32 protein-coding genes are annotated in these 25078 nt (G+C 61.4%); 29 read left to right on the top strand and 3 right to left on the bottom strand.

The window, feature by feature from the left end; genetic code table 11:
• On the bottom strand, positions 1 to 650 hold a 650-nt coding region (locus Q0J60_RS00520; RefSeq protein WP_294438245.1), incomplete at its 3' end, for a DUF3365 domain-containing protein.
• 175 nt (positions 651 to 825) lie between these two features.
• Positions 826 to 1551: an aspartate/glutamate racemase family protein gene (locus tag Q0J60_RS00525; protein WP_294438246.1), complete on the bottom strand. Its 726-nt coding sequence runs from the start codon at positions 1549 to 1551 to the stop codon at positions 826 to 828.
• Positions 1552 to 1709: 158 nt separating this feature from the next.
• Between Q0J60_RS00525 and Q0J60_RS00530 the strand changes: the two genes are divergently transcribed.
• The 27 genes from Q0J60_RS00530 (at position 1710) to Q0J60_RS00660 (ending at position 21020) form a co-directional block, all read left to right on the top strand.
• On the top strand, positions 1710 to 2633 hold the full coding sequence (locus Q0J60_RS00530; protein ID WP_294438247.1) for a malate dehydrogenase: 924 nt from the start codon (positions 1710 to 1712) through the stop codon (positions 2631 to 2633).
• Positions 2634 to 2926: 293 nt separating this feature from the next.
• A complete protein-coding gene (gene rplB, locus Q0J60_RS00535; RefSeq protein ID WP_294438248.1) occupies positions 2927 to 3760 on the top strand; it encodes a 50S ribosomal protein L2 in 834 nt (277 codons plus the stop codon).
• Between the two features lie 25 nt (positions 3761 to 3785).
• Positions 3786 to 4055, top strand: a complete 270-nt coding sequence (gene rpsS, locus Q0J60_RS00540) for a 30S ribosomal protein S19 (RefSeq protein ID WP_294438249.1) — start codon at positions 3786 to 3788, stop codon at positions 4053 to 4055.
• A 14-nt stretch (positions 4056 to 4069) separates the two neighbouring features.
• Entirely contained in the window at positions 4070 to 4411 is a 342-nt protein-coding gene (rplV, locus tag Q0J60_RS00545; RefSeq protein ID WP_123208209.1) for a 50S ribosomal protein L22, read from the top strand.
• Positions 4412 to 4413: 2 nt separating this feature from the next.
• Positions 4414 to 5121, top strand: coding sequence for a 30S ribosomal protein S3 (rpsC, locus tag Q0J60_RS00550; protein ID WP_294438250.1), 708 nt, complete (start codon positions 4414 to 4416; stop codon positions 5119 to 5121).
• 17 nt (positions 5122 to 5138) lie between these two features.
• Entirely contained in the window at positions 5139 to 5561 is a 423-nt protein-coding gene (gene rplP / locus Q0J60_RS00555; RefSeq protein ID WP_294438251.1) for a 50S ribosomal protein L16, read from the top strand.
• A complete protein-coding gene (rpmC, locus tag Q0J60_RS00560; protein ID WP_123208206.1) occupies positions 5561 to 5770 on the top strand; it encodes a 50S ribosomal protein L29 in 210 nt (69 codons plus the stop codon). The genes rplP and rpmC overlap by 1 nt, the downstream gene beginning before the upstream one ends.
• A gap of 16 nt (positions 5771 to 5786) precedes the next feature.
• Positions 5787 to 6050: a 30S ribosomal protein S17 gene (gene rpsQ / locus Q0J60_RS00565; RefSeq protein ID WP_294438252.1), complete on the top strand. Its 264-nt coding sequence runs from the start codon at positions 5787 to 5789 to the stop codon at positions 6048 to 6050.
• 39 nt (positions 6051 to 6089) lie between these two features.
• A complete protein-coding gene (gene rplN, locus Q0J60_RS00570) occupies positions 6090 to 6458 on the top strand; it encodes a 50S ribosomal protein L14 (RefSeq protein ID WP_123208204.1) in 369 nt (122 codons plus the stop codon).
• A gap of 20 nt (positions 6459 to 6478) precedes the next feature.
• Positions 6479 to 6802 (top strand): 50S ribosomal protein L24, encoded by a 324-nt coding sequence (gene rplX / locus Q0J60_RS00575; protein WP_294438271.1) that lies wholly within the window; start codon positions 6479 to 6481, stop codon positions 6800 to 6802.
• Positions 6803 to 6937: 135 nt separating this feature from the next.
• Positions 6938 to 7483: a 50S ribosomal protein L5 gene (gene rplE / locus Q0J60_RS00580; protein ID WP_294438253.1), complete on the top strand. Its 546-nt coding sequence runs from the start codon at positions 6938 to 6940 to the stop codon at positions 7481 to 7483.
• Positions 7484 to 7548: 65 nt separating this feature from the next.
• A complete protein-coding gene (locus Q0J60_RS00585) occupies positions 7549 to 7734 on the top strand; it encodes a type Z 30S ribosomal protein S14 (RefSeq protein WP_273120833.1) in 186 nt (61 codons plus the stop codon).
• Between the two features lie 102 nt (positions 7735 to 7836).
• Positions 7837 to 8235 (top strand): 30S ribosomal protein S8, encoded by a 399-nt coding sequence (rpsH, locus tag Q0J60_RS00590; protein ID WP_123208201.1) that lies wholly within the window; start codon positions 7837 to 7839, stop codon positions 8233 to 8235.
• A gap of 18 nt (positions 8236 to 8253) precedes the next feature.
• Positions 8254 to 8799 carry a 50S ribosomal protein L6 gene (gene rplF, locus Q0J60_RS00595; RefSeq protein ID WP_294438254.1) on the top strand — a complete coding sequence of 182 codons (546 nt, stop codon included), beginning with the start codon at positions 8254 to 8256 and terminating at the stop codon, positions 8797 to 8799.
• A gap of 26 nt (positions 8800 to 8825) precedes the next feature.
• A complete protein-coding gene (gene rplR, locus Q0J60_RS00600; RefSeq protein WP_294438255.1) occupies positions 8826 to 9194 on the top strand; it encodes a 50S ribosomal protein L18 in 369 nt (122 codons plus the stop codon).
• A 17-nt stretch (positions 9195 to 9211) separates the two neighbouring features.
• Positions 9212 to 9751: a 30S ribosomal protein S5 gene (rpsE, locus tag Q0J60_RS00605; RefSeq protein WP_294438256.1), complete on the top strand. Its 540-nt coding sequence runs from the start codon at positions 9212 to 9214 to the stop codon at positions 9749 to 9751.
• Between the two features lie 3 nt (positions 9752 to 9754).
• Positions 9755 to 9943, top strand: a complete 189-nt coding sequence (gene rpmD / locus Q0J60_RS00610; protein WP_123208197.1) for a 50S ribosomal protein L30 — start codon at positions 9755 to 9757, stop codon at positions 9941 to 9943.
• 70 nt (positions 9944 to 10013) lie between these two features.
• The gene (locus Q0J60_RS00615) at positions 10014 to 10277 is read left to right on the top strand and encodes a helix-turn-helix domain-containing protein (protein ID WP_294438257.1); all 264 of its coding nucleotides are present in this window, start codon (positions 10014 to 10016) and stop codon (positions 10275 to 10277) included.
• Positions 10278 to 10578: 301 nt separating this feature from the next.
• A complete protein-coding gene (gene rplO / locus Q0J60_RS00620; protein ID WP_273120849.1) occupies positions 10579 to 11028 on the top strand; it encodes a 50S ribosomal protein L15 in 450 nt (149 codons plus the stop codon).
• On the top strand, positions 11022 to 12302 hold the full coding sequence (secY, locus tag Q0J60_RS00625; RefSeq protein WP_294438259.1) for a preprotein translocase subunit SecY: 1281 nt from the start codon (positions 11022 to 11024) through the stop codon (positions 12300 to 12302). Before rplO ends, secY begins: the two co-directional genes overlap by 7 nt.
• Positions 12303 to 12570: 268 nt before the next feature.
• Positions 12571 to 13764 carry a bifunctional phosphopantothenoylcysteine decarboxylase/phosphopantothenate--cysteine ligase CoaBC gene (coaBC, locus tag Q0J60_RS00630; RefSeq protein ID WP_294438260.1) on the top strand — a complete coding sequence of 398 codons (1194 nt, stop codon included), beginning with the start codon at positions 12571 to 12573 and terminating at the stop codon, positions 13762 to 13764.
• A gap of 23 nt (positions 13765 to 13787) precedes the next feature.
• Positions 13788 to 14564 carry a type III pantothenate kinase gene (locus tag Q0J60_RS00635; RefSeq protein ID WP_294438261.1) on the top strand — a complete coding sequence of 259 codons (777 nt, stop codon included), beginning with the start codon at positions 13788 to 13790 and terminating at the stop codon, positions 14562 to 14564.
• Positions 14565 to 14826: 262 nt separating this feature from the next.
• The gene (locus tag Q0J60_RS00640) at positions 14827 to 15453 is read left to right on the top strand and encodes an adenylate kinase (protein WP_294438262.1); all 627 of its coding nucleotides are present in this window, start codon (positions 14827 to 14829) and stop codon (positions 15451 to 15453) included.
• Between the two features lie 222 nt (positions 15454 to 15675).
• Entirely contained in the window at positions 15676 to 17820 is a 2145-nt protein-coding gene (locus Q0J60_RS00645) for a cytochrome C oxidase Cbb3 (RefSeq protein WP_294438263.1), read from the top strand.
• Positions 17821 to 18049: 229 nt separating this feature from the next.
• Positions 18050 to 18439 (top strand): GtrA family protein, encoded by a 390-nt coding sequence (locus tag Q0J60_RS00650; protein WP_294438264.1) that lies wholly within the window; start codon positions 18050 to 18052, stop codon positions 18437 to 18439.
• 280 nt (positions 18440 to 18719) lie between these two features.
• Positions 18720 to 20492, top strand: coding sequence for a phospho-sugar mutase (locus tag Q0J60_RS00655; protein ID WP_294438265.1), 1773 nt, complete (start codon positions 18720 to 18722; stop codon positions 20490 to 20492).
• A 78-nt stretch (positions 20493 to 20570) separates the two neighbouring features.
• Positions 20571 to 21020: a YhcH/YjgK/YiaL family protein gene (locus Q0J60_RS00660; RefSeq protein WP_294438266.1), complete on the top strand. Its 450-nt coding sequence runs from the start codon at positions 20571 to 20573 to the stop codon at positions 21018 to 21020.
• Here the strand turns inward: Q0J60_RS00660 and Q0J60_RS00665 are convergent.
• Positions 21017 to 21499 carry a VanZ family protein gene (locus Q0J60_RS00665; RefSeq protein ID WP_294438267.1) on the bottom strand — a complete coding sequence of 161 codons (483 nt, stop codon included), beginning with the start codon at positions 21497 to 21499 and terminating at the stop codon, positions 21017 to 21019. The genes Q0J60_RS00660 and Q0J60_RS00665 overlap by 4 nt on opposite strands.
• A 220-nt stretch (positions 21500 to 21719) precedes the next feature.
• Here Q0J60_RS00665 and sppA point away from each other — a divergent pair, with 220 nt between their 5' ends.
• Both sppA and Q0J60_RS00675 read left to right on the top strand, forming a co-directional pair.
• Positions 21720 to 23042, top strand: a complete 1323-nt coding sequence (gene sppA, locus Q0J60_RS00670; RefSeq protein ID WP_294438268.1) for a signal peptide peptidase SppA — start codon at positions 21720 to 21722, stop codon at positions 23040 to 23042.
• On the top strand, positions 23039 to 25054 hold the full coding sequence (locus Q0J60_RS00675; protein WP_294438269.1) for a class I tRNA ligase family protein: 2016 nt from the start codon (positions 23039 to 23041) through the stop codon (positions 25052 to 25054). Before sppA ends, Q0J60_RS00675 begins: the two co-directional genes overlap by 4 nt.
• The last annotated feature ends 24 nt before the right edge of the window (positions 25055 to 25078 follow it).

Here is a 25078-nt window from a genome sequence, read left to right on the forward strand (position 1 = left end):
ATAAGCGCTTGCAGCGCCGTCTGCTCTGCAAGGTCGTTTCGATACAGTTCAGTGGGGATGGAGATACTGGCGACGCCGACCAGGTCGCCCTCAGAATATCCCTCTTTCGGAAATCCTGTAACGTCGATTTCTCCCTTGGGCCCGCCGTGGCACGAAACGCAGTCCGATTTCATCTTGAGGGGAACCAAATATCGGTAGTATTCGTCTCCATTCTCTTCAAGGGTGCCGAAAGATGCGTATTCCTTCAGGCTTGAATCGGCGCGAAACGCGTCGATGGCCTCCGTTTCGAGGGCGTCGGGCGTGTTTTTGTCGTTGCGTGGCGCATCCGAGACATAGCGGAATACGTAATCGGTTCGGTCGGTAAAGAGGGCCCCTACCGATGTGCCGACGATTGAGCAGTGGAGTCCTTTGAAATTGTAACTGCCATCTGCGTCGGTATTGATGCGGTCTTGGTTCACGGAAACGAAATCCCAAATAGCCTGCATTTGCTGCGAGAGCATATATGCCTGCTCGCGCAATGCGTCTTCGTTTTGGTATTTCTGGAGGAAGTAATCGGAGACGATACTCACGGCGAGCAGAAGAGATATGACGATGGTAATAGGAAGGGCGAGGCGGTATTTGAGCTTTCCGCCGATTATTCTTCCGGCCATGGTGCCCCCTCCTGTATTCCTTGGTTCGTTTTGTATTACTTATGGTAGTACAAGCATCGAAATCATGCCAAGCAAGCGAATTACGTTGCTCCCCAAGAATGCCGCCTGTCCTTGTGTGCCACAACCGCCATACCGGCCGCGTCAAGGTGATTCTGATCGCGGAGGACTTGGGCTTCTAGCTCCGCCTCTTCGCTGCCTCGAATGCGGCGAAGGCTCCCATGGCGAGTACGGGGTCCACGACGGGCAGCCCCGTCGCCTCCTCGAGCTCGCGGGCGATGCCGATGGTGGCCATGCCGGTGCATCCGAGCGCGATGACCTCGGAGCCGAGGCGCTTGAGCAGCTGGGCGCCTTCGATGCAGGCCGCACGCCCTTCGGGCGTCTGCAAATCAAGCGTCGTGTGCACACCGTGCGGGCGAACGTTGGCTACGAGGCAGCCATGCCCCGTATGCTGTTGCTCGCCGTCGGAAAGGGGCGCTCCTTCGCCATCGAACAGGGGCGCGCCCAGCATGCGCAGGTACGCCTTGGGCGCCACGTCGGTGATGCCCAGCACGCCCACGCGCGAGCCGTACTTGAGCGCCATCGCGCAGGCGGCCTCGCCGGCCCCGACCACGGGAACATGCGGCAGCGCGGCGCGAATCTCCGGCGCACCGGGGTCTTCGGCGCAGCTCACCAGGATGACATCCTTATCCGCAAACGCCTCGCGGGCCAGCGCGACGATCTTCGGCACCGCCTCAAGCTCCATCTCGTGCGAATGGATGCCCTCGGGCTGGTCCGGAATGCAGCGGCTTTCAATGCGCAGGCTGGGGTAGGCGGCTTCCAGGAGGCGCGCATGCACGCCAAGCGACGACCCCTCGCATGTGATGACGCGAATAAGACCGGCATTGAAACGGGCATCTTCCATTGGGAGCTCCTCTCCTCCGACGTTGCGCTCATCCTTTCACGAGCCGCTCACCATTATAAATGTATGGAGAACCGCACTCGCAGCATGCGCGATGCGCATGGTGGGATATTCTGCCGCAAACCAATGAAGCAAGAGGGACATCAAAAAGGGGAGGGGCCATGGCCAAGGTCAGCATCATCGGAGCGGGAAACGTGGGCGCCACCGCAGCATCGCATATCGCAGCGCAGGGGCTTGCCGACGTCGTGCTGCTCGACATCAATGAGGGGGCCGCACGCGGCAAGGCGCTCGACATGATGCATATGTGCTCCGTGCTCGATTCGGGCCTCAAGGTGCGCGGCACGTCCGAATACGCCGACACGGCGGGAAGCGACATCGTGGTCATCACCGCCGGCATCGCGCGCAAGCCCGGCATGACGCGCGAGGATCTGCTCACCACCAACGCGGGCATCATGGTTTCTTCGGTCAAGCAGGCACTCGCGCAAAGCCCTGATGCCATCGTCATCTGCGTGAGCAACCCGCTCAACGTCACCACTTATCTGGCATGCAGCCACGCGGGCATTCCGGCCACGCGCGTGATTGGTATGGGCGGGCGCCTTGACTGCGCGCGTCTCAAATTCGCCATCTGCGAAAAGCTCGGCGTCCATCCCAGCCGCGTGGAGGCATGGGTGCTGGGCAACCACGGGCAGGGGATGGTATGCCTGCCGCGCATCTGCACCGTAGACGGCAAGCCGCTTTCCAGCGTGATGAGCGCCGCCGACATCCAGGAAGCGTGCGAGCGCGCCTGCAACTCCGGCATCGAGATCGTGGACCTGCTCCAAACGGGATCCTCGTTCTACGGCCCGGCCGCCGGCATCTTCTATATGGTGGAGGCTATCCTGCGCGACACCGGCGTCGAGATGACCGCCTGCGTGAAGCTCGGCGGCGAATACGGCATCCATGACATGTGCATGAACGTGCCCGTGGTGCTCGGTCGCGAAGGCGTGCGCGAGATCATCGAACTCGACCTGAATGCTGAGGAGCTCGCCGAACTGCAGGCATCCGCCGAAGAGCTCAAGGGCATGCTTCCTGCAATCGACGCATAGGTGCGCCCGGTGGGCAGCGGCGCCGAACCAACGGCCGCGTGCCTCCGCGCTCCAAGAATTCGCTCATCTTGTGAAGACAAAACAATCCTTGCATCGGCCCAAATCGGCCTTTATAATGTCGTATTTGCGTCTGGCGGTGTATGGACACACCCGGACGCGTGGAAACGGAGTCGAGGGCGCACACTCCTCGATAAGCGCCTCATTCGGCAATCGTTTCCCGGTAAGTAAGGGGAGTTCCTGGTACGTGCATGGAGTGGCACGCGAGCAGGGCTCCAAGGAAGAAAGGTTGTTTGATGGGAATCAAGCAATACAAGCCGACCAGCCCGGGTCGCCGCTTCCAGACGGTTTCGGATTTCTCCGAGATCACCCGAAGCACCCCGGAAAAGTCGCTGCTTGCGCCGCTTAACAAGAAAGCGGGTCGCAACAACTATGGCCGTATCACCACGCGTCATCAGGGTGGCGGCACCAAGCGCCGTTACCGCATCATCGACTTCAAGCGCAACAAGGACGGCGTGCCCGCTAAGGTCGCGACCATCGAGTACGATCCCAATCGTTCCGCCCGCATCGCGCTGCTGCACTACGTCGACGGCGAGAAGCGCTACATCCTTCACCCCAAGGGCCTGAAGGTGGGCGACATGGTGGTTTCCGGCTCCGATGCCGACATCAAGCCCGGCAACGCTCTGCCCCAGGCTGACATTCCCGTGGGTACTCTGATCCACGCCGTCGAGCTGCAGCCTGGCAAGGGCGCCGCTCTGGCCCGTTCCGCCGGCACCTCCATCCAGCTGATGGGCAAGGAGGGCAAGTACGCCATCCTGCGTATGCCTTCCTCCGAAATGCGCCGCGTGCTGCTCACCTGCCGCGCCACTGTGGGCGAGGTTGGAAACGCGGAGCACTCCAACATCAAGATCGGTAAGGCCGGTCGTAACCGCTGGAAGGGCATCCGTCCCTCCGTCCGCGGTACCGTCATGAACCCGGTCGACCATCCGCACGGCGGTGGCGAGGGCAAGAACAAGTCCGCTGGTCGTCATCCCGTCACTCCGTGGGGCGTTCCCACCAAGGGCCATCGCACCCGCAATCCCAAGAAGGCGTCGAGCCGCCTGATCATCCGTCGCCGCAAGACCAAGTAAGCGACTTAAACGTTAAGGAGTAACTGTGAGCAGAAGTTTGAAGAAAGGTCCTTTCGTTGAGCCGCGTCTTCTCGGTCGCATCGCTGCGATGAACGCTGCCGGCGAAAAGAACGTCATCAAGACGTGGTCCCGCTCTTCGACCATCTTCCCGGAAATGGTGGGTCACACCATCGCCGTGCATGACGGTCGCAAGCACGTGCCCGTCTACGTCACCGAGTCCATGGTCGGTCACAAGCTGGGCGAGTTCGCCCCCACCCGTACGTTCAAGGGTCATGCCGACAAGGGCAAGAAGTAAGGAGGTAAGCACACATGGAAGCAAAAGCTGTCGCTAAGTACGTGCGTGTGAGCCCCCGCAAGGCACGCATGGTCGTCGACCTCATCCGCGGCAAGAAGGTTGAATCCGCTCGTGAGATTCTGCGCTTCTCCGACCGCGCCGTCGCCGAGGTCGTGGAGAAGGTTCTGAACTCCGCCGTCGCTAACGCGGAGCACAACCATCACATGAGCACCCGCAACCTGGTCGTCAAGGCCACCTACGTCGACGAGGGTCCCACTCTCAAGCGCATTCGTCCGCGTGCCAAGGGCTCCGCTTCGCGCATCCGCAAGCGTTCCAGCCACATCACCGTCATCGTTGCGCCGCGAGAGGAGGCATAAGCATGGGTCAGAAAGTAATGCCCACCGGCTTCCGTCTCGGTATCACCGAGGACTGGCGCAGCCGCTGGTACGCAGACAAGGACTACGCCAAGAACCTGGCGAACGACCTTGAGATCCGTAAGTTCCTGAACAAGCAGCTGGCCAAGGCTGCCGTCGCCAAGATCGAGATCGAGCGTGCTGGCGACAAGGTGAAGGTCATCATCACCACCGCCCGTCCCGGCGTTGTGATCGGCAAGAAGGGCGCCGAGATCGAGGCTCTTCGCAAGAAGCTCGCCAAGGTCGTCGGCGGTCCCGTGAACATCGAGGTCGTCGAGGTCAAGCGCCCCGAGCTCGATGCCACGCTGGTCGCCCAGTCCGTCGCCGAGCAGCTCGAGGGCCGCGTCGCCTTCCGTCGTGCGATGCGCAAGGCCGTCCAGTCCGCCCGTAAGTCGGGCGCCCTGGGCATCCGCATCCAGTGCGCCGGTCGCCTGGGTGGCGCCGAGATGAGCCGCCGCGAGTGGTACCGCGAGGGTCGCGTGCCTCTGCACACCCTCCGTGCCAAGATCGACTACGGCTTCTCCACCGCCGCCACCACCATGGGCTCCATCGGCGTCAAGGTGTGGATCTACCACGGCGAAAAGCTTCCCGGCGGCAAGGTTCCCCAGCCCGCTCTGGAAGGTAGCTCCCGTCCGTCCCGCGGTCGCCGCAACAACGACCGCCACGACCGCTAAGAAAGGGGTGCTAAGCAATGCTAGCTCCTAAGCGCGTACGTCACCGTAAGGTGCAGCGTGGCTCCATGAAGGGTCGTGCCAAGGGCTACACCAAGCTCAACCACGGCTCCTGGGGCATCCAGGCCCAAGAGGCCCACTGGATCACGAACCGCCAGATCGAGGCTGCTCGTGTCGCTATGACCCGTTACATGAAGCGTGGCGGTAAGGTGTGGATTACCATCTTCCCCGACAAGCCGATCACGCAGAAACCCGCCGAGACCCGTATGGGTTCCGGTAAGGGCACCCCCGAGGCGTGGGTTGCCGTCGTGAAGCCGGGCCGCATCATGTTCGAGATCGACGGCGTTGACGAGGCTACCGCCAAGGAAGCCCTCCGTCTGGCCATCAATAAGCTGCCCATCAAGTGCAAGATCGTTTCCAAGGAAACGGAGGTGGCTGAATAATGAAGGCCGTCGAGATTCGTGAACTTTCCTCCGACGACTTGACCGCTAAGCTCAAGGAGGCTCGCGCAGAGCTCTTCAACCTGCGCTTCCAGATGGCCACCAGCCAGCTGGACAACACCGCTCGCGTGAAGCAGGTCAAGAAGGACATCGCGCGTCTTCTGACCGAGCAGCGCGCCCGTGAGATCGCCGCTTCCGGCGCACAGAAGTAAGGATTAGGTGGGAAATATGAGTGAAGTGACCCGTAACTCCCGCAAGGTCCGTCAGGGCGTCGTCGTGAGCGCGGCCAATGACAAGACCATTGTGGTGAAGACCGAAGAGCGTAAGCCGCACCCCGTGTACGGCAAGATGATGACCACGACCAAGAAGTTCCATGCGCACGACGAGAACAACGAGTGCGGCGTGGGCGACACTGTGGTCATCATGGAGACCCGTCCGCTGTCTAAGATGAAGCGCTGGCGCCTCGTCGAGATCGTGGAGAAGGCCAAGTAATCTCGCTGCAGGTTGAGATAGTATCGGAAGGATTGCACAATGATTCAGATGCAAACCATGCTGAACGTTGCCGACAATTCCGGCGCACGCAAGGTGCAGTGCATCAAGGTCCTGGGCGGCTCCAAGCGCCGCTACGCTGGCCTCGGTGACGTCATCATCTGCAGCGTCAAGGAAGCTATGCCGAACGGCAACGTCAAGAAGGGCGACGTCGTGCGTTGCGTCGTCGTGCGCGTGAAGAAGCAGGTCCGTCGCAACGACGGCAGCTACATCCGCTTCGACCAGAACGCTGCCGTCCTGATCGACAACTCCGGCGCTCCCAAGGGCACCCGTATCTTCGGGCCCGTCGCCCGCGAGCTGCGCGACAAGAAGTACATGAAGATCGTGTCTCTGGCACCTGAAACGCTGTAAGGGAGGTGCGAGACATGAAGATGAACGTCAAGAAGGGCGATAAGGTCGAGGTCATCGCCGGCAAGGACAAGGGCAAGCAGGGCGTTATCCTGCGTAGCGTTCCGCAGAAGCAGCGCGTCGTCGTTGAGGGCTGCGGCATCGTGAAGAAGGCCATGCGTCCCACGCAGCAGAACCCGCAGGGCGGCATCATGAGCGTGGAGGCCCCGATTCACGTGTCCAACGTGATGCTGGTGTGCCCCAAGTGCGGCAAGCCCACCCGCGTGTCCAACAAGCGCGTGGACGGCACGAAGATTCGCGTCTGCAAGAAGTGCGGCGCCGATATCGACGAGCCCAAGAAGAAATAAATGTACTTTGTGAGCGGGGGTTTCAAAATCCCCGCTTACTTGGTAGAATGACCCTCCCTGTGTGTTTTCACGCAGGTGTAGGGACGCGGGGTCGGAAATCCTGCGTTTAATTCATCGGTTAGGAGAAATTTAAAGATGGCTACTCCTCGTCTGAAGGAAAAGTACACCACCGAAATCGTCGCCAAGCTCGAGAAAGAGCTTGCCATCGACAACATCAACAAGGTTCCCCGTCTTGAGAAGATCGTCGTGAACATGGGCGTGGGCGAGGCCGCTCACGATTCCAAGCAGCTCGACGCCGCCATGGCTGACCTGCGTGTGATCACGGGCCAGCAGCCCTGCGCCACGCGTGCCAAGAAGTCCATCGCTGGCTTCCACATTCGCCAGGGCCAGGCCATCGGTTGCAAGGTCACCCTTCGCGGCGACCGCATGTGGGAGTTCCTGGACCGCCTGCTGTCCACGGCTCTGCCCCGCGTGCGTGACTTCCGCGGCATTTCGCCGAAGTCCTTCGACGGCCGCGGCAACTACACCCTCGGCATCACCGAACAGCTGATCTTCCCCGAGATCGAGTACGATAAGATCGACCGTTCTCGCGGTATGGACATCACGTTCGTCACCACCGCTGACAACAACGAGGATGCCAAGGCCCTTCTGGACGCCCTTGGATTCCCGTTCAAGAAGTAGCGTCCCACTGATTTTGGTTTCTACTCGATTGCCATCGAGTGAAGAAATAGGAAAGAAGGAAAAGCATGGCAAAAAAGTCGATGATCGCCAAGGCGAATCGCGAGCCGAAGTTCTCGACTCGCAAGTACACCCGTTGCACTCGCTGTGGCCGTCCGCACTCTGTGTACCGCAAGTTCGGACTCTGCCGCGTGTGCCTGCGTGAACTCGCTAACAAAGGCGAACTGCCCGGCGTGACCAAGGCTTCCTGGTAAGCTAGAAGTTGCGTCCATGTGCCGGTCGGTAAGGCGCACGCGCTAAGGGCGCCATTGCGTACCTCCGATCGCGCTCATCACGAACCAAAGGAGAAACAACACATGAGCATGAACGATCCCATCGCAGATATGCTTACGCGTGTGCGTAACGCTAACTCTGCCGGTAAGGCTACGGTTTCCATGCCGTCTTCCAAGAAGCTTACCGAAATCGCCCGCATCATGACCGAAGAGGGCTATGTCCAGGGCTTCGAGATCATCCCGAACCAGCCTCGTGACATCCTCGAGATCACGCTTAAGTACGGCGAGAAGAAGTCCAAGGTCATCCGCGGCATCAAGCGCATCTCCAAGCCTGGTCTGCGCATCTATGCCGGCAAGGACGAGCTGCCCCGCGTGCTGGGCGGCCTGGGCACCGCCATCGTGTCCACGTCCAAGGGCGTTATGACCGACCGCGACGCTCGCAAGGCCGGCGTCGGCGGCGAAGTGATCGCGTACATCTGGTAGGAAAGGAAGGAGCTAGATATGTCTCGTATCGGTAAGCACCCCATTCCGGTTCCTGCCGGAGTCGAAGTGTCCATCGAGGGTAACCACATTCACATCAAGGGTCCCAAGGGCGAGCTTGATTACGACTTCAACACGATGATGAACGTCGTGTTCGAGGACGGCCAGATCGTGGTGACCCGTCCTGATGATTCCCGCCAGGCCAAGAGCTTCCATGGCTTGACCCGTACCCTCATCGCCAACATGGTCGAGGGCGTGTCCAACGGCTTCCAGAAGAAGCTCGAGCTCGTGGGCGTCGGCTACCGTGCCGCTCTCAAGGGTTCCAACCTTGAGATGCAGCTGGGCTACTCTCACCCCGTCGTCGTGGAGCCTCCCGCGGGCATCACCTTCGAGGTGCCTGATCAGACCCATATCGTCGTGAACGGCGCCGACAAGCAGCAGGTGGGCGAGACCGCCGCTGTCATCCGCAAGTGGCGCAAGCCTGAGCCTTACAAGGGCAAGGGTATCCGCTACGAGGGCGAAGTTGTCCGCCGCAAGCTGGGCAAGGCCGCCAAGGGCGACAAGTAGCTTAAAGGCGTGAAGGGATTTTTACGATGAAGAAACTCATGAAGAAGCAAGCTGCGCTGGCTCGTCGCCATCGTCGCGTGCGCGGTAAGATTTCCGGTACCGCCGCTCGCCCGAGGCTCTGTGTCACGCGCTCCAACTCCAACATCTACGTCCAGTTCGTGGACGACGTGGCCGGCAAGACCCTGCTGGGCGTGAGCACGCTCGGCCCGGACTTCAAGGCAACCGGCAAGTCCGGCGCTAACGTCGAGGGCGCTGCCGCCTTCGGCAAGATCGCTGGCGAGAAGGCTGTTGCCGCCGGTATCACTGAGATCGTGTTCGACCGTGGCGGTAACCTGTACCATGGCCGCGTCAAGGCGCTGGCCGAGGCCGCTCGCGAAGCCGGTCTGAAGTTCTAGGAAGGGATAGGACATTTATGGCTCCTCGTAAAGAAGAAAAGAATCAGTCCGCCGTTCCTGAGCTTCAGGAGCGCGTGGTCTACATCAATCGCGTTTCCAAGGTCGTCAAGGGTGGCCGCCGCTTCGCTCTGACCGCGCTCGTGGTCGTGGGCGACGGCAACGGTCGTGTTGGCGTTGGCATGGGCAAGAGCCAGGAAGTGCCTATCGCCATCAAGAAGGGCATCGAAGACGCCAAGAAGAACATGTTCACCGTGCCTTTGACCGAGGGCACGACTCTGCCCCATGAGATCATGGGCGTGTTCGGCGCGGGCCGCGTGTTCCTGAAGCCCGCTGCCCCTGGTACCGGCGTTATCGCTGGTGGCCCGGTTCGTGCTCTGATGGAGCTCGCCGGCGTCGAGAACGTGTTCGGTAAGTCTCTGGGCTCCGACAACGCGATGAACATCGTCAAGGCCGCCGCTGAGGGCCTCAAGGGCCTCTCCAGCGCCAATGAAGTGGCTGCTCGCCGCAACATGAGCGTTGCTGAGATCTACGGCTGGTCCGAGAAGAAGGAGGCTTAAACCATGGCTGAGGCTAAGACCCTCCACATCACCCAGACCCGCTCCGCCATCGGTCGCAAGGCCGACCAGGGCAAGACCCTGAAGGCGCTGGGCCTTGGCAAGATTGGCCGCACCGTTGATCAGCCGGACAATCCGTCCATCCGTGGCATGATCTTCAAGGTCAAGCACCTCGTCGAGGTTGTGGAAGACTAATTATCGAGGCCGTCCAATGGGCGGCCTCTTTTCATGTGCAAGCTTGCGCCGGCTACAGTGCCGGCGTTTTATGTTTGCATCAAATCGCATCAACGCCAAAGGAGAGGGGATTGTGGCGGGGAGGGGAGCAGAACAGAGGCGAAGCGCCGCCCTGCTGTTCGAGCAAGGCTGGGGATACAAGGCGGTTTCGACCGAGCTGGGCATCAACCGCCAGACGGTTCGCGACTGGATGTATGCCTGGAAGGCGCTCGGCACCGAACAGTTCTGCACCTGCAGCAAGGGGCATATCGCCTACTCCAAAGAGGTGAAGCTGCCGCTGTGCGTGATCGATTGAGCGGCATCGCCACCGTGGATGTCATGGAGCGCTACGGCATCACGAACCGCAACATTGTGAAGCGCTGGATGCGCGAGTTTCGTTCCCGCTGACAGGCGGCGTTCGAAACCGGAGATGAAAGCGTGAAATCATGAAAAATCTCGTCCCTGCGACGGGATTTTCTTGTATCATTGCAAAGCTTGCGTTTTATGGGGCGAAGTGCGCCCTCGCGCAAGCGAGCAATTGGAGTTGGCCGGCGAGCGAGCTGCCGGCTGAGGCGGAGGATGTGTCCTCGTCCGAAAAAAGCGAAAGGAAATGAAACATGGAACTCAAGGATCTCGTTCCCGCAGAGGGCTCTACGAAGAAGCGTAAGCGCGTCGGTCGCGGCAATGGCTCCGGTTACGGCAAGACCGCCGGCCGCGGTATGAACGGTCAGAAGTCTCGTGCCGGTGGCGGCAAGCGCAATGGCTTCGAGGGCGGCCAGACTCCTCTGGCTATGCGTCTGCCTAAGCTGCCTGGCTTCCGCAACCCCAACCGCGTCGAGTACGCTCCCGTGAACGTGTCCCGTCTCGACCTCAAGTTCGAGGCCGGTGCTGTGGTTGACCATCAGGCTCTGGTGGATGCTGGCATCATCAAGAACGTCGATGTGCTGGTGAAGGTGCTGGGCGACGGCGAAATCACCAAGCCCCTGACCGTGAAGGTCGATAAGGTTTCTGCTAGCGCCGCGGCGAAGATCGAAGCGGCCGGAGGAAAGGTCGAGCAGCCTTGCTAACGTCGATCATCGAAGCCTTCAAGGTGCCGGAGCTTCGCAAGAAGATCCTGTTCACCTTGGGTATCCTGGCGCTGTACCGCCTGGGTGCGGGCATTCCGGTGCCGGGCATTCCGTTTAATGAATTCGCCAACGCATTTGCCGACAGCGGCGCCAGCATGGTGATGTTGGACCTGTTCACCGGCGGCGCGTTGTCCAACTTCTCGGTGTTCTCGCTGGGCATCATGCCCTACATCACCGCGTCGATTATCATGCAGCTCATGCAGGGCGTCATTCCCGCCGTGGGCCGCTGGGCGCGTGAGGGCGAGACGGGCCGCCGCAAGATCACCCAGATCACCCGCTACCTGACGCTGGTCCTGGGCCTGATCAACGCCATCGGCTACCTGTTCCTGTTCAAGAGCAGCGCCTATGGCGTGGTGTTCTCCGATCAGGTGCCCGAGATGGTGACCAACGTGATCGTGGTGTTCTCGCTGCTGGTGGGCACGGCGCTCATCATGTGGATGGGCGAGCTCATCACGCAGCGTGGCGTGGGCAACGGCATGTCGCTGATCATCTTCACGTCCATCGTGTCGCAGGTGCCCGGCGCCATCTTCTCGTCCATCAACCTGACGGGCGACTTCGGCATGGGCCTGGCCGTGACCGCGCTGATCATCGTCGTGGTGCTGGCCTGCATTCCCGCGATCATCTTCATGGAGCGCGCGCAGCGCCGCATCCCGGTTAACTACGCCAAGCGTATCCAGGGTCGCCGCATGATGGGCGGCCAGACCACCTACATCCCGCTGAAGGTGAACGCCGCGGGCGTCATCCCCATCATTTTCGCCAGCTGCCTGCTGTACTTCCCGGCGCAGCTTGCGGCGCTGTTCAACGTGGGCTGGCTCACCGCTGCGGCCGACGCCATCAGCCAGGGCTGGATCAACTGGATCCTCACCCTGGTGCTGATCGTGTTCTTCGCGTACTTTTACACCTCCATGGTGTTCAACCCCGAGGAGACCAGCGACAACCTGCGCAAGCAGGGAGGCTTCATCCCCGGCGTGCGTCCCGGCTCCGCCACGACGCAGTACATCAAGAACGTGATCAACCGCATCACGCTCCCGGGCGGTCTGTACATCGCGCTCATCGCGGTCATCCCGTCCATCCTGTTCAGCTTCACCGGCAACCAGCTCATCTCCGCGTTCGGCGGTACGTCCATCCTCATCATGATCGGCGTGGCCCTGGACACCATGAGCAAGATCGAGAGCCAGCTGAAGATGCACAACTACGAGGGCTTCTTCAAGTAGTGATTGCGCCGTCCTATCCGGACGGCGCTTTTTCGTTTGAGGCGCTACGACGCTGCAAGGCCGTCCGGTGCCCCATCCAGCCGCGCTGGCGTGAGCTTACGTACCAAAGTACGCTACGCTCGCCCCATCACGTCTGCCTGGGGCACCGGACGGCCTTTCGCTGTTATTTATGCGAATGCGAGCAGGTAAGTACAGGTCTTCGGCATCTTCGGGATTGCTCACTCTATAATGCTTGGGACTCTGTATGAATCTCGCGGAAGGGGCGTCTATGGGAATGCTCGAGGGGAAGACCGTCGTTCTGGGCGTGTCGGGAAGCATTTCGGCCTATAAATCCGCCAATCTGGCATCGCTTCTGATGAAGCAGGGCGCGCGTGTGCGCGTGGTCATGACGGAGGCAGCCACCAAGTTCATCTCCGATCTGACGTTTGAGGCCCTCACGCACGAGAAGGTGCCCGTGGGATGCGCCGCCGAGGCGGTTGCCGCGGCGCGCGAGGCGGGGCAGGCGGCCGATGTGGTCATCGTGGCTCCGCTTTCGGCGAACACCGCGGCGCGTCTTGCGTTGGGCTTGTCCGATGGCGTGGTGTGCGCGGCCGTGCAGGCATCGACGAGCCCTGTGCTGGTGGCTCCCGCCATGAACTCCAACATGCTCGCCAACGCAGCCACGCAGGAAAACCTGGATACGCTCGCGGCTCGCGGCGTGACGGTGATTCCGTCCGCGTCGGGCACGCTTGCATGCGGCGCGGTGGGGGCGGGCAAGCTTCCGTCCGAGACGATGCTGCGCGACTACGTGATTTATGCGTGCGCTACGACCAAGGACCTCGCGGGCAAGCACGTGCTTGTGACCGCCGGCCCCACGCAGGAGTCCATCGATCCGGTGCGCTATATCACCAACCATTCCACGGGCCGCATGGGCTTCGCCATCGCCAAGCGCGCGGCTATGCGTGGCGCGAAGGTGACGCTTGTGGCCGGCCAGGTGAACCTGGATACGCCTCTGGGTGTCGAGCGTGTGGACATCGTGAGTGCGCAGGATATGTTCGAGGCCGTGACTTCGTGCGCGCCTGAATGCGATGCCATCATCAAGGCTGCTGCCGTGGCCGACTACCGTCCCAAGAGCGTGGCCTCTGACAAGGTGAAGAAGAAGGACGGCGACATGGCTATCGAGCTCGAACGTACGCAGGACATCCTTGCGTGGCTCGGTGCGCACCGCATTCCCGGCCAGCGCCTGTGCGGCTTCTCGATGGAGACGCGCGATGTGTTGGAAAACTCCCGCGCGAAGCTAACGCGTAAAAACGTGGATATGATCTGCGCGAACTGTCTCAAGGAGGACGGTGCGGGGTTCGGCACGGCTACCAACCACCTCACGCTCATCACGCACGACGGCGAGGTTGACCTGCCGCTTATGGACAAGGAGGAGGCGGCCGACAGGCTCCTGACCGAGCTGTTCGCGCTACCCGTGGATTAGCAATTCCGAGCTAGGAGATTCGCATGCTTCTCACCGTGGATATCGGCAATACCAACGTATGCATGGGGCTTATGCCTGAACGCGGCGTGCTGGCTTCGCATATTCGTTTTCCTACCGATAAGCGCCGCACCGTGGAAGAGTTCATGGAGAACTTCGAGGCGCTGGTGGCTATGCAGCACTTCGATTTTTCCGGCGTGACCGGTGCCATCGTGTCGTCCGTCGTGCCCGAGCTCACCGATTCGGTGGTTGCCTCGGTGCACGCGAAGGCGGGACGCGACCCGATGGTGGTGCGCCATGACATGAATCTGGGGTTCACCATCGACATGGACACGCCCGAGCGATTGGGCGCCGACATGATTGCCGACGCCGCCGGCGCTGTGAACGATTACGAGGGTGCCCTTGCCATCTACGACATGGGCACGGCAACCACGTGCTCCATCGTGAGCGCCGACAAGGTGTATCTGGGTTCCATCATCATACCGGGCGTGGTCATCTCTCAGGATGCGCTGACCGCCAAGGCGTCGCAGCTGCCGTTCATCAAGTTCGAACAGCCCAAGCACCTGATTGGGCGCGAGACGGTCGACTGCATGCGCAGCGGCATGGTGTACGGCAATGCCGCCATGCTGGACGGCTTGACCGACCGCATCGCCGACGAACTGGGCGAGCCTGTGACTGCCGTGGTCACGGGCGGGGTGTCCAAGCTTATCGTGCCCGCCTGCCGTCGTTCGGTGATATACGACCCCGATCTGCTGCTGAAGGGCCTTTGGGATCTTCATGAGCTTAACGGTACTTCGGTTTAGCAGCCGAAGTACTGCTCGACACTGCGGCCAAATCTGGCGGCCATCTTGCCTTTCAATCGTCGTTTGCGTACGTAGTACGCGGCACTCCTCTTTCAAGGCAATATGACTCGCCAGATTTGCCCTCGCTGACTTTTGTGCGAATGAGGGGCTCCAAGGAATAGCTGGCACATGGCTTCTGTGCCGCTTACCTGGCGAGTCTGTTATTTTTGCTGCTTGCGGCGTACAATAGAAGCACTGTGAACAAAACGAAAGGAACCGGTTTATGAACATCGTGTTGTTGGGCGCCCCCGGCGCCGGCAAGGGCACCCAGGCCTCCAAGCTCGTCGAGGAGTTCGGCACTCCGCATATCTCCACGGGCGACATCCTGCGCGCCGCGGTGAAGAACCAGACCGAGCTGGGCATGAAGGCCAAGGCGTTCATGGATGCGGGCGATCTGGTGCCCGACAGCCTTATCATCGACCTGATGAACGAGCGTCTGCAGCAGCCCGACGCCGCCGAGGGCTTCATCCTGGACGGCTTCCCCCGCACCACTGCTCAGGCGGAGGCCTTGGACGAGCTGCTCAAGAAGATCGAGCGTCCGCTGGATGCCGCGCTGCTGGTCGACGTAGACTTCGAGGTCATCGTGAAGCGTCTGACCGAGCGTCGCTGCTGCAAGGAATGCGGCTATATCGGCACCACCGCCGACGCCTCCTGCCCCAAGTGCGGCGGCGAGATGTACCAGCGCGACGATGACAACGAGGCCACCGTGCGCAACCGCCTCGCTGTGTACGAGAAGAGCACCGCTCCGCTCATCGGCTACTACAAGGAGCAGGGCGTTCTGGTCGACGTCGATGGCGATCGCCCCGTTGATACGGTGTATGCTGACGTGAAGAAGCTCCTCAAGCTTTAGGGCAAAAGGGCTTAAAGCGAACAACGCCCCGTACGCAGAGTGAACTGCCTCCCGTTTCTTGGACATGAGAAACGGGAGGTTCTTTTATGTCTGGAAAAGACCTTCGTACGATTCGTCCATGAGACGATGCGCTGCCGACTCGGTCGTAGCGTTTCATTGAGAATTGCTGTCGATTAGCGGAACGACGGTATAATATCCCTCATGCGTGCCTTCTTCACATTGTTGCGCGAGTTCATCGCCACCCATCATCCGCAGATGCGGCATTTTGCCAAGGTCATCTGCGTCATCTTGGCATGCGCCGCGTTGTGCGAGGCGTTCGTGTTCAACTTCAATCACTGGCGCAGCCTTTCCTGGGAAACGGTCACGCTGGATGCCAAAATCGATCTTGCGCAGACCTCCGACGGGCGCTTTCGCGTGGCGGCATCCGACAACACGGTTGAATTCGACTACCTCGGTGTCGAGGTCCACAATGTGAGGCTCGATTTCGACGGTGGGCAGTCGGCCCAGAACGTGCCCGTGAAAATCTGGTTCACCGATGACGCCCACTCCACGTATTTCGACGATACCGAATACACATCCGGCGTCCCCGTGACCTACGTGGCCACCAACAACGACGAAAGCGAGTTCCTCAACCTGAACGCCTCGGGCGAGATGGGCATGCTGCGCATTCAGATTGGCGATGACGATACGGTGTATCCGGTCTATCTGAACAGCATCCAGGTCAACGCGCCGGAGCCGTTCTCGTTCAATATGATGCGCTTTGGGATCGCGGCGTTCATTCTGGTGCTTGCCTATGCATTTCGGCCCAAGAGCAGCCTGTATCGCACCTACATCAAAGAGCATCCGCACCGCTCCAAGATTGCCGTCATCGGTACGGCGGTGGTGGAGATATGGCTCGCTGCGTCGTTCACCCTCATGGGCTCCAACCTGGTGGGGGTCGCCACGGCCAATTACAACACCGGGTCGTGGGACGGCGTGAGCATCGTGAACACGTTCCCGGCGGGCGGCGACAACGCGCAGCAGTACGCCGAGCTGGCAAAGAGCATGGCCAACGGCAAGCTGTATCTGGAGGAAGAGCCGCCCAACTGGCTCCAGAACATGGAGGACCCCTACGACCGCGGTGCGCGTGACCAGGCCGTCAAGGAAACGGGCGAGAACTATCTGTGGGATGTTGCGTATTACGAAGGCCACTACTATGTGTACTTCGGCGTGGTGCCGGTGCTGGTGTTCTATCTGCCGTTCTATCTGCTTACCGGGGCGAATTTCCCCACGGCCATCGGCGTGATTATTGGCATGGCAGCGTTCGTGGCGGGCGTGTCGGCGCTGCTCGACCGTTTTGCGCGCTACCACTTCAAGCGTGTAAGCGTAGGCGTGTATTTGCTGCTCCAGATTGCACTCGTCACATGCTGCGGCGTGCTGTACCTGCTGAAATTCCCCACGTTCTACTCTCTGCCCATCATGCTGGCCTTGGCGTTTTCGGTATGGGGCCTGTACTTTTGGATGGTGGGTCGCTCAAGCGCGAGGCCTGAAGGCTGGTATTTCGCAGGGTCGCTGTGCATGGCGCTCGTGGTGGGATGCCGCCCGCAGATCGTCATGCTGAGCTTTCTGGCGTTTCCGCTGTTCTGGCGCTTGTTTATCACCGAGGGGCACATCAAAACCGCCGCGGGCGCGCGTCAGTTTGCATGCCTGATAGCGCCGTATGTGCTCGTGCTCGCGTTCATTATGTGGTACAACAAGGCGCGCTTCGGCAGTCCACTCGATTTCGGCGCCAATTACAATCTCACGGTGAACGACATGACCAAGCGCGGCATGGCGGTGGGGCGCATTGCGCCGGCGCTGTTCGCGTATTTCTTCCAGTCGCCTTCGACGAACGGCGTGTTCCCGTATCTGCAGGCGGTGCCGTTTGACACCACGTATTTGGGGCAGACGGTCAAGGAGCCTACGTTCGGCGGCATCTTCGCATGCTTCCCGATCCTCTGGATTCTGCTGTTTGCGGGCCGCATCCTCAAGATGCGCACGGCCCAGCGCAAGACGCGTACGGTGGCAGGCGTCATAGGCGTGCTCATTGCCTCGGGCGTGATCATCGGTATAGCCGACGCCGAGGTGGCGGGCATCCTGCAGCGCTACTTCGCCGATTTCAGTATTATGTTCCTGATGGCGGCGGTGCTCTTGGCGTTCATTCTCAACGAGAACCTCAAGCCGGGTTCCACGGCGCAGCGGCTGTTCGTGCGCGTGCTGCCGCTGGTGGTTGCCGTGGGCGTGGTGTATTCATGCCTGCTGTGTCTGGTCGACGAGGCCGGATGGTGGAGCCAGGCGTATCCGTGGGCGTATCAGGCGCTGCTGGAGATTTTCCAATTCTGGACATGATGGGCTGAGTCTTGCGAGCGGGCCGGAGGGGCCAATGCAGAACACGCGTTCGGCTACCGCTCGCTTCGCTCGCTATGCGCCTCACTCGTTTCCCCAGCTTTATAAATAAGAAGTTGGAGAGAAACAAATGATTCTGCATGGCCCCTCCGGCCCGCTCGCAAGACCGCTGAGATGCCCCTTTTTCTCAAGGCAAGACACTTGGACGTTCGTTTTCTTCTGGAAGGCATGCATGAAGAACCTAATTGCACAGTTTATGAAATTCGGTGTGGTGGGTGCGATCGCGTTTGTGATCGACTACGGCCTGCTGGCGCTGCTCACCGAGGCGTTCGGCGTGAACTACCTGGTGAGCGCCACCATTTCGTTCACGGTGTCGGTGGTGTTCAACTACGTTGCCTCCATGCGCTACGTGTTCACGCACAAGGAGGACATGAGCCGTCGCCGCGAGTTCATCATCTTCGTGGTGCTCTCAGTCATTGGCCTCGTCATCAACAACCTGTGCATGTGGGCGGGCGTGGAGCTTTTGGGCATCCACTATCTGATAACCAAGATCGGTGCCACCGCCATCGTGATGGTGTGGAACTTCGTCACCCGCAAGATTTTCCTGGATGCGGGGGAGTGATTGCGCGCGGAAATGGTGCCCGGGCTTTTGCTCGCTTTCATGCCCGAAACCGCGTAAAAGCCCGGGCACCATTGCAATGTGGGCCCGCGGTAAGCGTCTAGGGTATTCCGGCGGGCTTTTCTTTAAAGGAATCCCGTCATTTTGACGCTAATTTGTCCGTTTGGACGCGTTTTTTGCGTCAAAATGACGGGATAATGCAAGACGGGCCGTGCTTGGGCGCGGCGGTATGACATAGAGGGCTGCGCTGCGATGGCGGAAGCCGCAAAGAGAGGAAGCAAAGGTGAACGACGAGAGAATCGAATCGATGCTCCAGGAATGGCGCGCCAATGTCGAGGGCGATACGCTGAAGTGCGGCTTTGCGCCCGACTTCATCAAGATGGAGGAGCTTGCCGCAGAGCTCGATGCCATGGCCGAGGCTGCTGCGAAGAGCGATAGCTCCGCCGCCACGGACGCGTTCTTCAAGGATCTCGAATTCGGCACGGCGGGCTTGCGCGGCATCATCGGCGCCGGCACGAATCGCATGAACGTGTATACGGTGGCACGCGCTACCCAGGGCCTGGCGGATTACCTGAACGCGCATTTCGAGAATCCCAGCGTGGCCATTGCGCGCGACTCGCGTCACAAGGGCGAGCTGTTCGTGGACACGGCGGCGAGCGTGCTGGCAGCTAACGGCATCAAGAGCTATATCTATCCGCGCGTTGAGCCCACGCCGGCGCTTTCGTTCGCCGTGCGCGATTTGGGCTGTTCCGCCGGCATCAACATGACCGCGAGCCACAATCCCGCGGCCTACAACGGCTACAAGGTCTACGGCCCCGACGGCTGCCAGATCACGAGCGAGGCTGCCACTGAGATCTCGGAGCGCATCGCGGCGCTGGGCTACTTCGCCGGCGGCGAGGCTCCGTGCGCCAAGACGGTGGATTTCCAGAAGGCCGCATTCGACGGCACCATCTCCTGGATTGGCGAGGATACCATCCAGCGTTTCATCGCGGCTGTGCTTGATCAGTCGCAGGAGGAGCCCGGAGAGGCCGAGGCGCCGCTTTCGCTTTTGTACACCCCGCTGTGCGGCACGGGCCTTGAGTGCGTGAGCCAGACGCTCGAGCGCATCGGCATTCCGTATGTGAACGTGGTGCCGGGCCAGGATTTGCCCAACGGCGATTTCCCCACCTGCGAGTACCCCAATCCCGAGGAGCGCGCCGCGCTTGAGGCCGGCATCGAGAAGTGCCGCAGCGCCAAGGCGGCCGGTAGGCCCTATGACCTGCTGCTTGCCACCGACCCCGACGCCGACCGCGTGGGCGTGGCCTGCGAGGACGGCGACGACTACACGCTCATCACGGGCAACGAGATGGGCATTCTGCTCATGGATTTCATCGCGCGCAAGAAGGCGGCACGCGGCGAGGACCTTACGCGTAGCGTGGCGGTGACCACCATCGTTTCTTCTGCCATGGCCGGTTCAATCGCCGCGGAGTACGGTTTCGAGCTGCGCCGCGTGCTCACCGGCTTCAAGTACATCGGCGAGGTCATCGGGCGCTTGGAGGCGGCGGGAGAGGCCGACCGCTTCATGTTCGGCTTCGAGGAGAGCTACGGCTATTTGGCCGGCACGCACGTGCGCGACAAGGATGCCGTGGTGGCCAGCATGCTCATCTGTCAGATGGCGCGCTACTGGCGCACCCAGGGTAAGACGCTCGTGGACGCGATGCGCGACCTGTATGCGAAGTATGGCTGGTGGCTCAACCGCACCGTGCCCATCGCGTATCCCGGGGCCGACGGTGACGCGCGCATGAAGGGCATCATGGCGCGCCTGCGCAGCAAGGCGCCGGCCGAGATTGCCGGCCGTGCGGTGGTGGGCGTTGTGGATTACGCGCACGACGATACGGGCTTGCCCAGCGCCAACGTGGTGGAGTTCCGCTTGGAGGGCGATTGCAAGGTCATCGTGCGCCCCAGCGGCACCGAGCCCAAGATCAAGCTCTACCTGTTCGCCAAGGACGAGAGCCGCGATGGGGCAGAGGCGCTGCTCGATGCGCTCGAGGCGGCAGGCCGCGAGCTTCTGGGCTAGTTCGACGTTTGCGGGAAACCGGTGCGGAGCTGGCACGATGCCGGCTCCGCGTTTTTGATGACAGAAGAAAGGATACCCATGATTTTTGGCTCGATAGACGCGATTGACCTCAACGAGATTGGCCACGAAGGCGTGCGCCGTGCCGTGGAATACGCGCGCACGCATGATTTGACGGCACTCGAGCCCGGTCGCCATGCCATCGACGGCGACGCGCTGTTCGCCAACGTATCGGAGTACACCACCAAGCCGTTCGGGGAGTGCACGTTCGAGGCCCACAGGCGCTACATTGACGTGCAGGTGGTGGTATCGGGCGCCGAGCGCATCGACGTGCAGCCGATTGAGAAGCTGGCGGCCGAACCGTTCGACGAGGCGGCCGACAACATGTTCCTGAGCGGTCACGCCAATGCGTCGGTAGTCATGGTGCCCGGCATGTTCGTGGCATGCTTCCCTGGCGATGGGCACAAGCCGGGCATCGCGGTGGGCGAGCCCGCGCCGGTTAAGAAAGCCGTCTTTAAGGTGCTCGCTTAACGGCTCGGCTTGGTGCGATCGCGCTTGCGCAGAACGGCGAAGACGATGAGCGCGCCTAGGGCAGCGGCAACCGTATCAACTGCCCAATCGGCGGGGTCGCACGAACGCATGGGCACGAAAATCTGATGGATCTCGTCGGTCACGCCGTAGGCGCTCGCGATAACGATGGCGAGCAAGGCAGCGCGGCGCAACGGCATGTGCCAGCGCAGGGCGTTCGCCAGCAGGGCGCCGAATGCGAGGTATTCAAAGAAATGGCCCACGGGCGACACATCCACCGGATGGCCGAAGATGGCCTGGGCGGCAGCGGCAAGCCATGCCTTCACGAGCGAGATGATGCCCGAGCTCTCATCGAGCGTGGTGCCGTCTTTAGCGCTCATCCAGAAGATGAGGCCCGCCATGGCGATCACGGCGATCCAGGAGAGGGCGACGTATGCGGTGCGGCACTGGGCGCTTTCGGGTGTCTGTGCGATGGATTTCATAGCAGCGGATTGTATCAAAATCCCTCTGCCGCATGCCGTCGCCCGCTCTTTCCGCTACCATGTCTTCATCGTGCGTTCGCATGAGAAATGCGTGCGCATGCGAAAACGCGACGTGCCCGCTCGACGCATGCGGGAAGCATTGCCCGCGCGCGGTTTGGCAGGCGGCCCCGGCAGGCGGTCGGCGTTTTCGATGCGAGGACATGAGTAGAGAGGGTCGAATATGTCCGACAACCCCAGCATGATTCCAGGTGCTCCTGAGCCGAACGGTGCAGGAGCTCCTCAGCAGCCCGCCCCATCGCAGCTCCAGGCGGCACAGCCGCAGCAGCCCCAGGCGGCGCAATCCGGGCAGCCCCAGGCGGCGGGATACACGAGCGCGCAACAGTCGCAGGGAGCTCCCTCCCAGCAAGGCCAGCCCCAAGCCCCGCAGCAACCCCAGGCGGCCGCCTCAGTTGGTTCCGCTCAGGCGGGCTACGTCCAGCCTGGCGCTCCACAGCCCCCGTACGTCCAGCAGCCTTATGCTGGTGGTTACGCCGCACCCCAATATGCCTATGCGCCCGCGCAGGCGGCGCAGCCCAAGAAGGGCGGCAAGGGCGGATGGATCGCCCTGGGCATTATCCTGTTTGCCATCGTGTTCGTGTTCACCATCGGTGCGCTTTCGTGCTCCCATACCGTGTCCAGCCTCACGTCGGGCGCCGACGCGTTCTCCAGCATGAGCGATGAGATCATTACGTTGGGCGACAGCGTTGGCGTGATCGACATGATGGGCACCATCCAGTACGACGGCAGCTCCTGCAGCCCCGAGGGATTGCGCGACCTGCTCAAGGAGGCCGAGGAAAATCCCGATATCAAGGCGGTGGTCTTGCGCGTTGACTCCGGCGGCGGTACGGCGACGGCGGGCGAGGAGATGGCGGCCTACGTGCGCGATTTCAGCAAGCCCATCGTGGTGTCCAGCGCATCGATGAACTGCAGCGCGGCCTACGAGATTTCCAGTCAGGCCGACTACATCTACGTGAATGAGACCACGGCCATCGGCGCCATCGGCACCATCATGCAGGTGCAGGACATTTCCGGTCTGCTCGACATGCTGGGCATCAAGACCGAGAACATCGCCAGCGCTGATTCCAAGGATTCCAGCTACGGCACGCGTCCGCTGACCGACGAGGAGCGCCAGTACTACCAGGATCTGGTGGATGAGATCAACGAGACGTTCATCCAGAACGTGGCCGATGGCCGCGGCATGTCGGTGGAAGAAGTGCGCGAGCTGGCCACGGGCTTGCAGTTCGCAGGCAAGACCTCGGTTGAAAACGGCATCGCCGACGAGATTGGCACCTACGACGACGCACTGGGCAAGGCGGCCGAGCTGGGCGGCATCTCCGGGGAGAATTACGAGGTCGTGAATCTCACTTCCACCTCGAGCGACCTGGGCTATCTGATGGACTTGCTGGGTGCCGATTCGGGCAGCGCGCTGGATGACATCGACCTGTCGCAGCTTTCCGCCGAGGACCTGGTTAACCTGTTGAAGGAAGAGGGAGTTCTTTCGTGAGCTATATATCTACGCAATCCTGGCCTGCCCGCGCCGTGGTGACGGCGGGTATGCCCTACGGCAACAAGACACTGCATTTCGGCCATGTGGCCGGCGTGTTCGTGCCGGCCGATGCCTATGCGCGCTTCCTGCGCGACCGCATTGGGGCCGAGAACGTCCTGTTCGTTTCGGGCACCGACTGCTATGGATCGCCCATTGAGGAGGGCTATCGCAAGGCGTGCGAAAACGAGGGGTTCGAGGGCACCATCTCGGATTACGTGCAGCGCAACCATGACAAGCAGAAGGCCACGCTCGATGCGTACGGCATCTCGCTTTCCATCTACGAGGGAAGCGGCCTGGGCCGCGCGGGCGAGGTGCATCAGCTGGTGACCAACGCGGTGCTCGAGCGCCTGCATGAGAACGGGCACCTGAACCTGGATTCCACGCTGCAGTTCTACGACGCCAAGGCGGGCAAGTTCCTCAACGGCCGCCAGGTGCTGGGGCATTGCCCCGTGCAGGGCTGCAAGTCGGAGAAGGCCTACGCCGACGAATGCGACCTGGGCCATCAGTTTGCGCCGCAGGACCTGATCGCCCCCAAGAGCACGCTCACCGGCGAGACTCCCGAGATGCGTCCGGTGCAGAACTGGTATTTCGACCTGCCCAACTTCCGAGCGCCCCTGTGCGAGCTGACCGATGAGATGGAGCAGGATGCCGAGCTTCGCCCTGTGGTGTGGCGCACGGTGAAGGAGTTTTTGGGCGCGCCCGTCATCTTCATCAAGAACGAGCTCGAGGAGGCCTATCGTGCGGTGGCCGACAAACTGCCTGCGCATACGTTCCGTGAGGCCGAGAAGGGCAAGCAGTCCTTCGAGATCGAGTTCGAGCGCATCGAGGACCGCGACGTGGCACGCGACGTGCTCACCGAGGCGGGCGTGCGCTTCCGCACCGGAAAGGCGCTCGTGCCATTCCGCATCTCCGGTAACGTGGAGTGGGGCGTGAAAGTGCCCCCGATGGACGGCGTGGACGACCTTACCGTGTGGTGCTGGCCCGAGAGCCTGTGGGCGCCCATCAGCTTCAGTGCGGCGGCGCTCGAGGCCCGCGGCGGCGAGCTTGCCGACGTGTGCGACTGGTGGTGCTCGCCTGACGCGTGCGTGTACCAGTTTATCGGCCAGGACAACCTGTACTTCTACGGTGTGGCGCAGCCGGCGCTGTGGATGGCGCTCGAGGACGGCAACGCGATGCAGGCCAAACCCGAGGCGGGGCAGCTGCAGCAGACGCGCCTGATTGCGAACCATCACATCCTGTTCGGCAAGACTAAGGCGTCTTCGTCGGGCGCGGTGAAGCCTCCTTCGGCTGACGACCTGCTGGATCACTACACGGTGGAGCAGCTGCGCGCGCATTGGCTGGCGCTGGGTCTCGACCAGAAATCCGTGGGATTCAAGCCCAAGCCGTTCGACCCCGATGACAAGGTGCGCACCGACCCGCGCGTGGCTGACCCGGCACTCAAAGAAGGGGCGCTGCTTACCAACGTTTTCAACCGCCTGGCGCGTAGCTGCTTCTATGAGGCGCAGAAGAACTTCGAAGGCTTCATGCCTCTGGGCGCCGTGAGCGAGGAGATGGTAGTTCGCGCGCAGAAGGCGCTGGCCGATTTCGAGGCCATCATGCACAAGGCCGAGCTGCATTCTGCGCTCACCTGCGCGGACGAGTTCATCCGTTGGGCGCAGAAGGGCTGGTCGGACGGCATCAAGCGCGCCGAGAAGGAAGACGACGACGCCCTGCGCCGCCAGGTGCTGCTGGACAGCTTCTACGCGCTGCGCGTGTCGGCGCTGCTCATGCACCCGATTGCGCCCGCAGGCTGCGAGATGATCGCGGAGTACCTGCGGATCGACCCCGAGCGTGTGTTCAGCTGGGACGCGCCGTTCGACGGCATGGAGGAGCTGTGTGAGCCCGAGGAGGTCGCCGTCGGCCGCCACGCCGTAAAAGAGCTGCCGCCCAGAACCGATTTCTTTGAGAAGCACCCGAGCCAGTTCAAGTAGGATTCCGCCGGCTTGTCAGCCGAC

The organism is uncultured Slackia sp. (assembly GCF_944321625.1).
GTDB lineage: Bacteria > Actinomycetota > Coriobacteriia > Coriobacteriales > Eggerthellaceae > Slackia.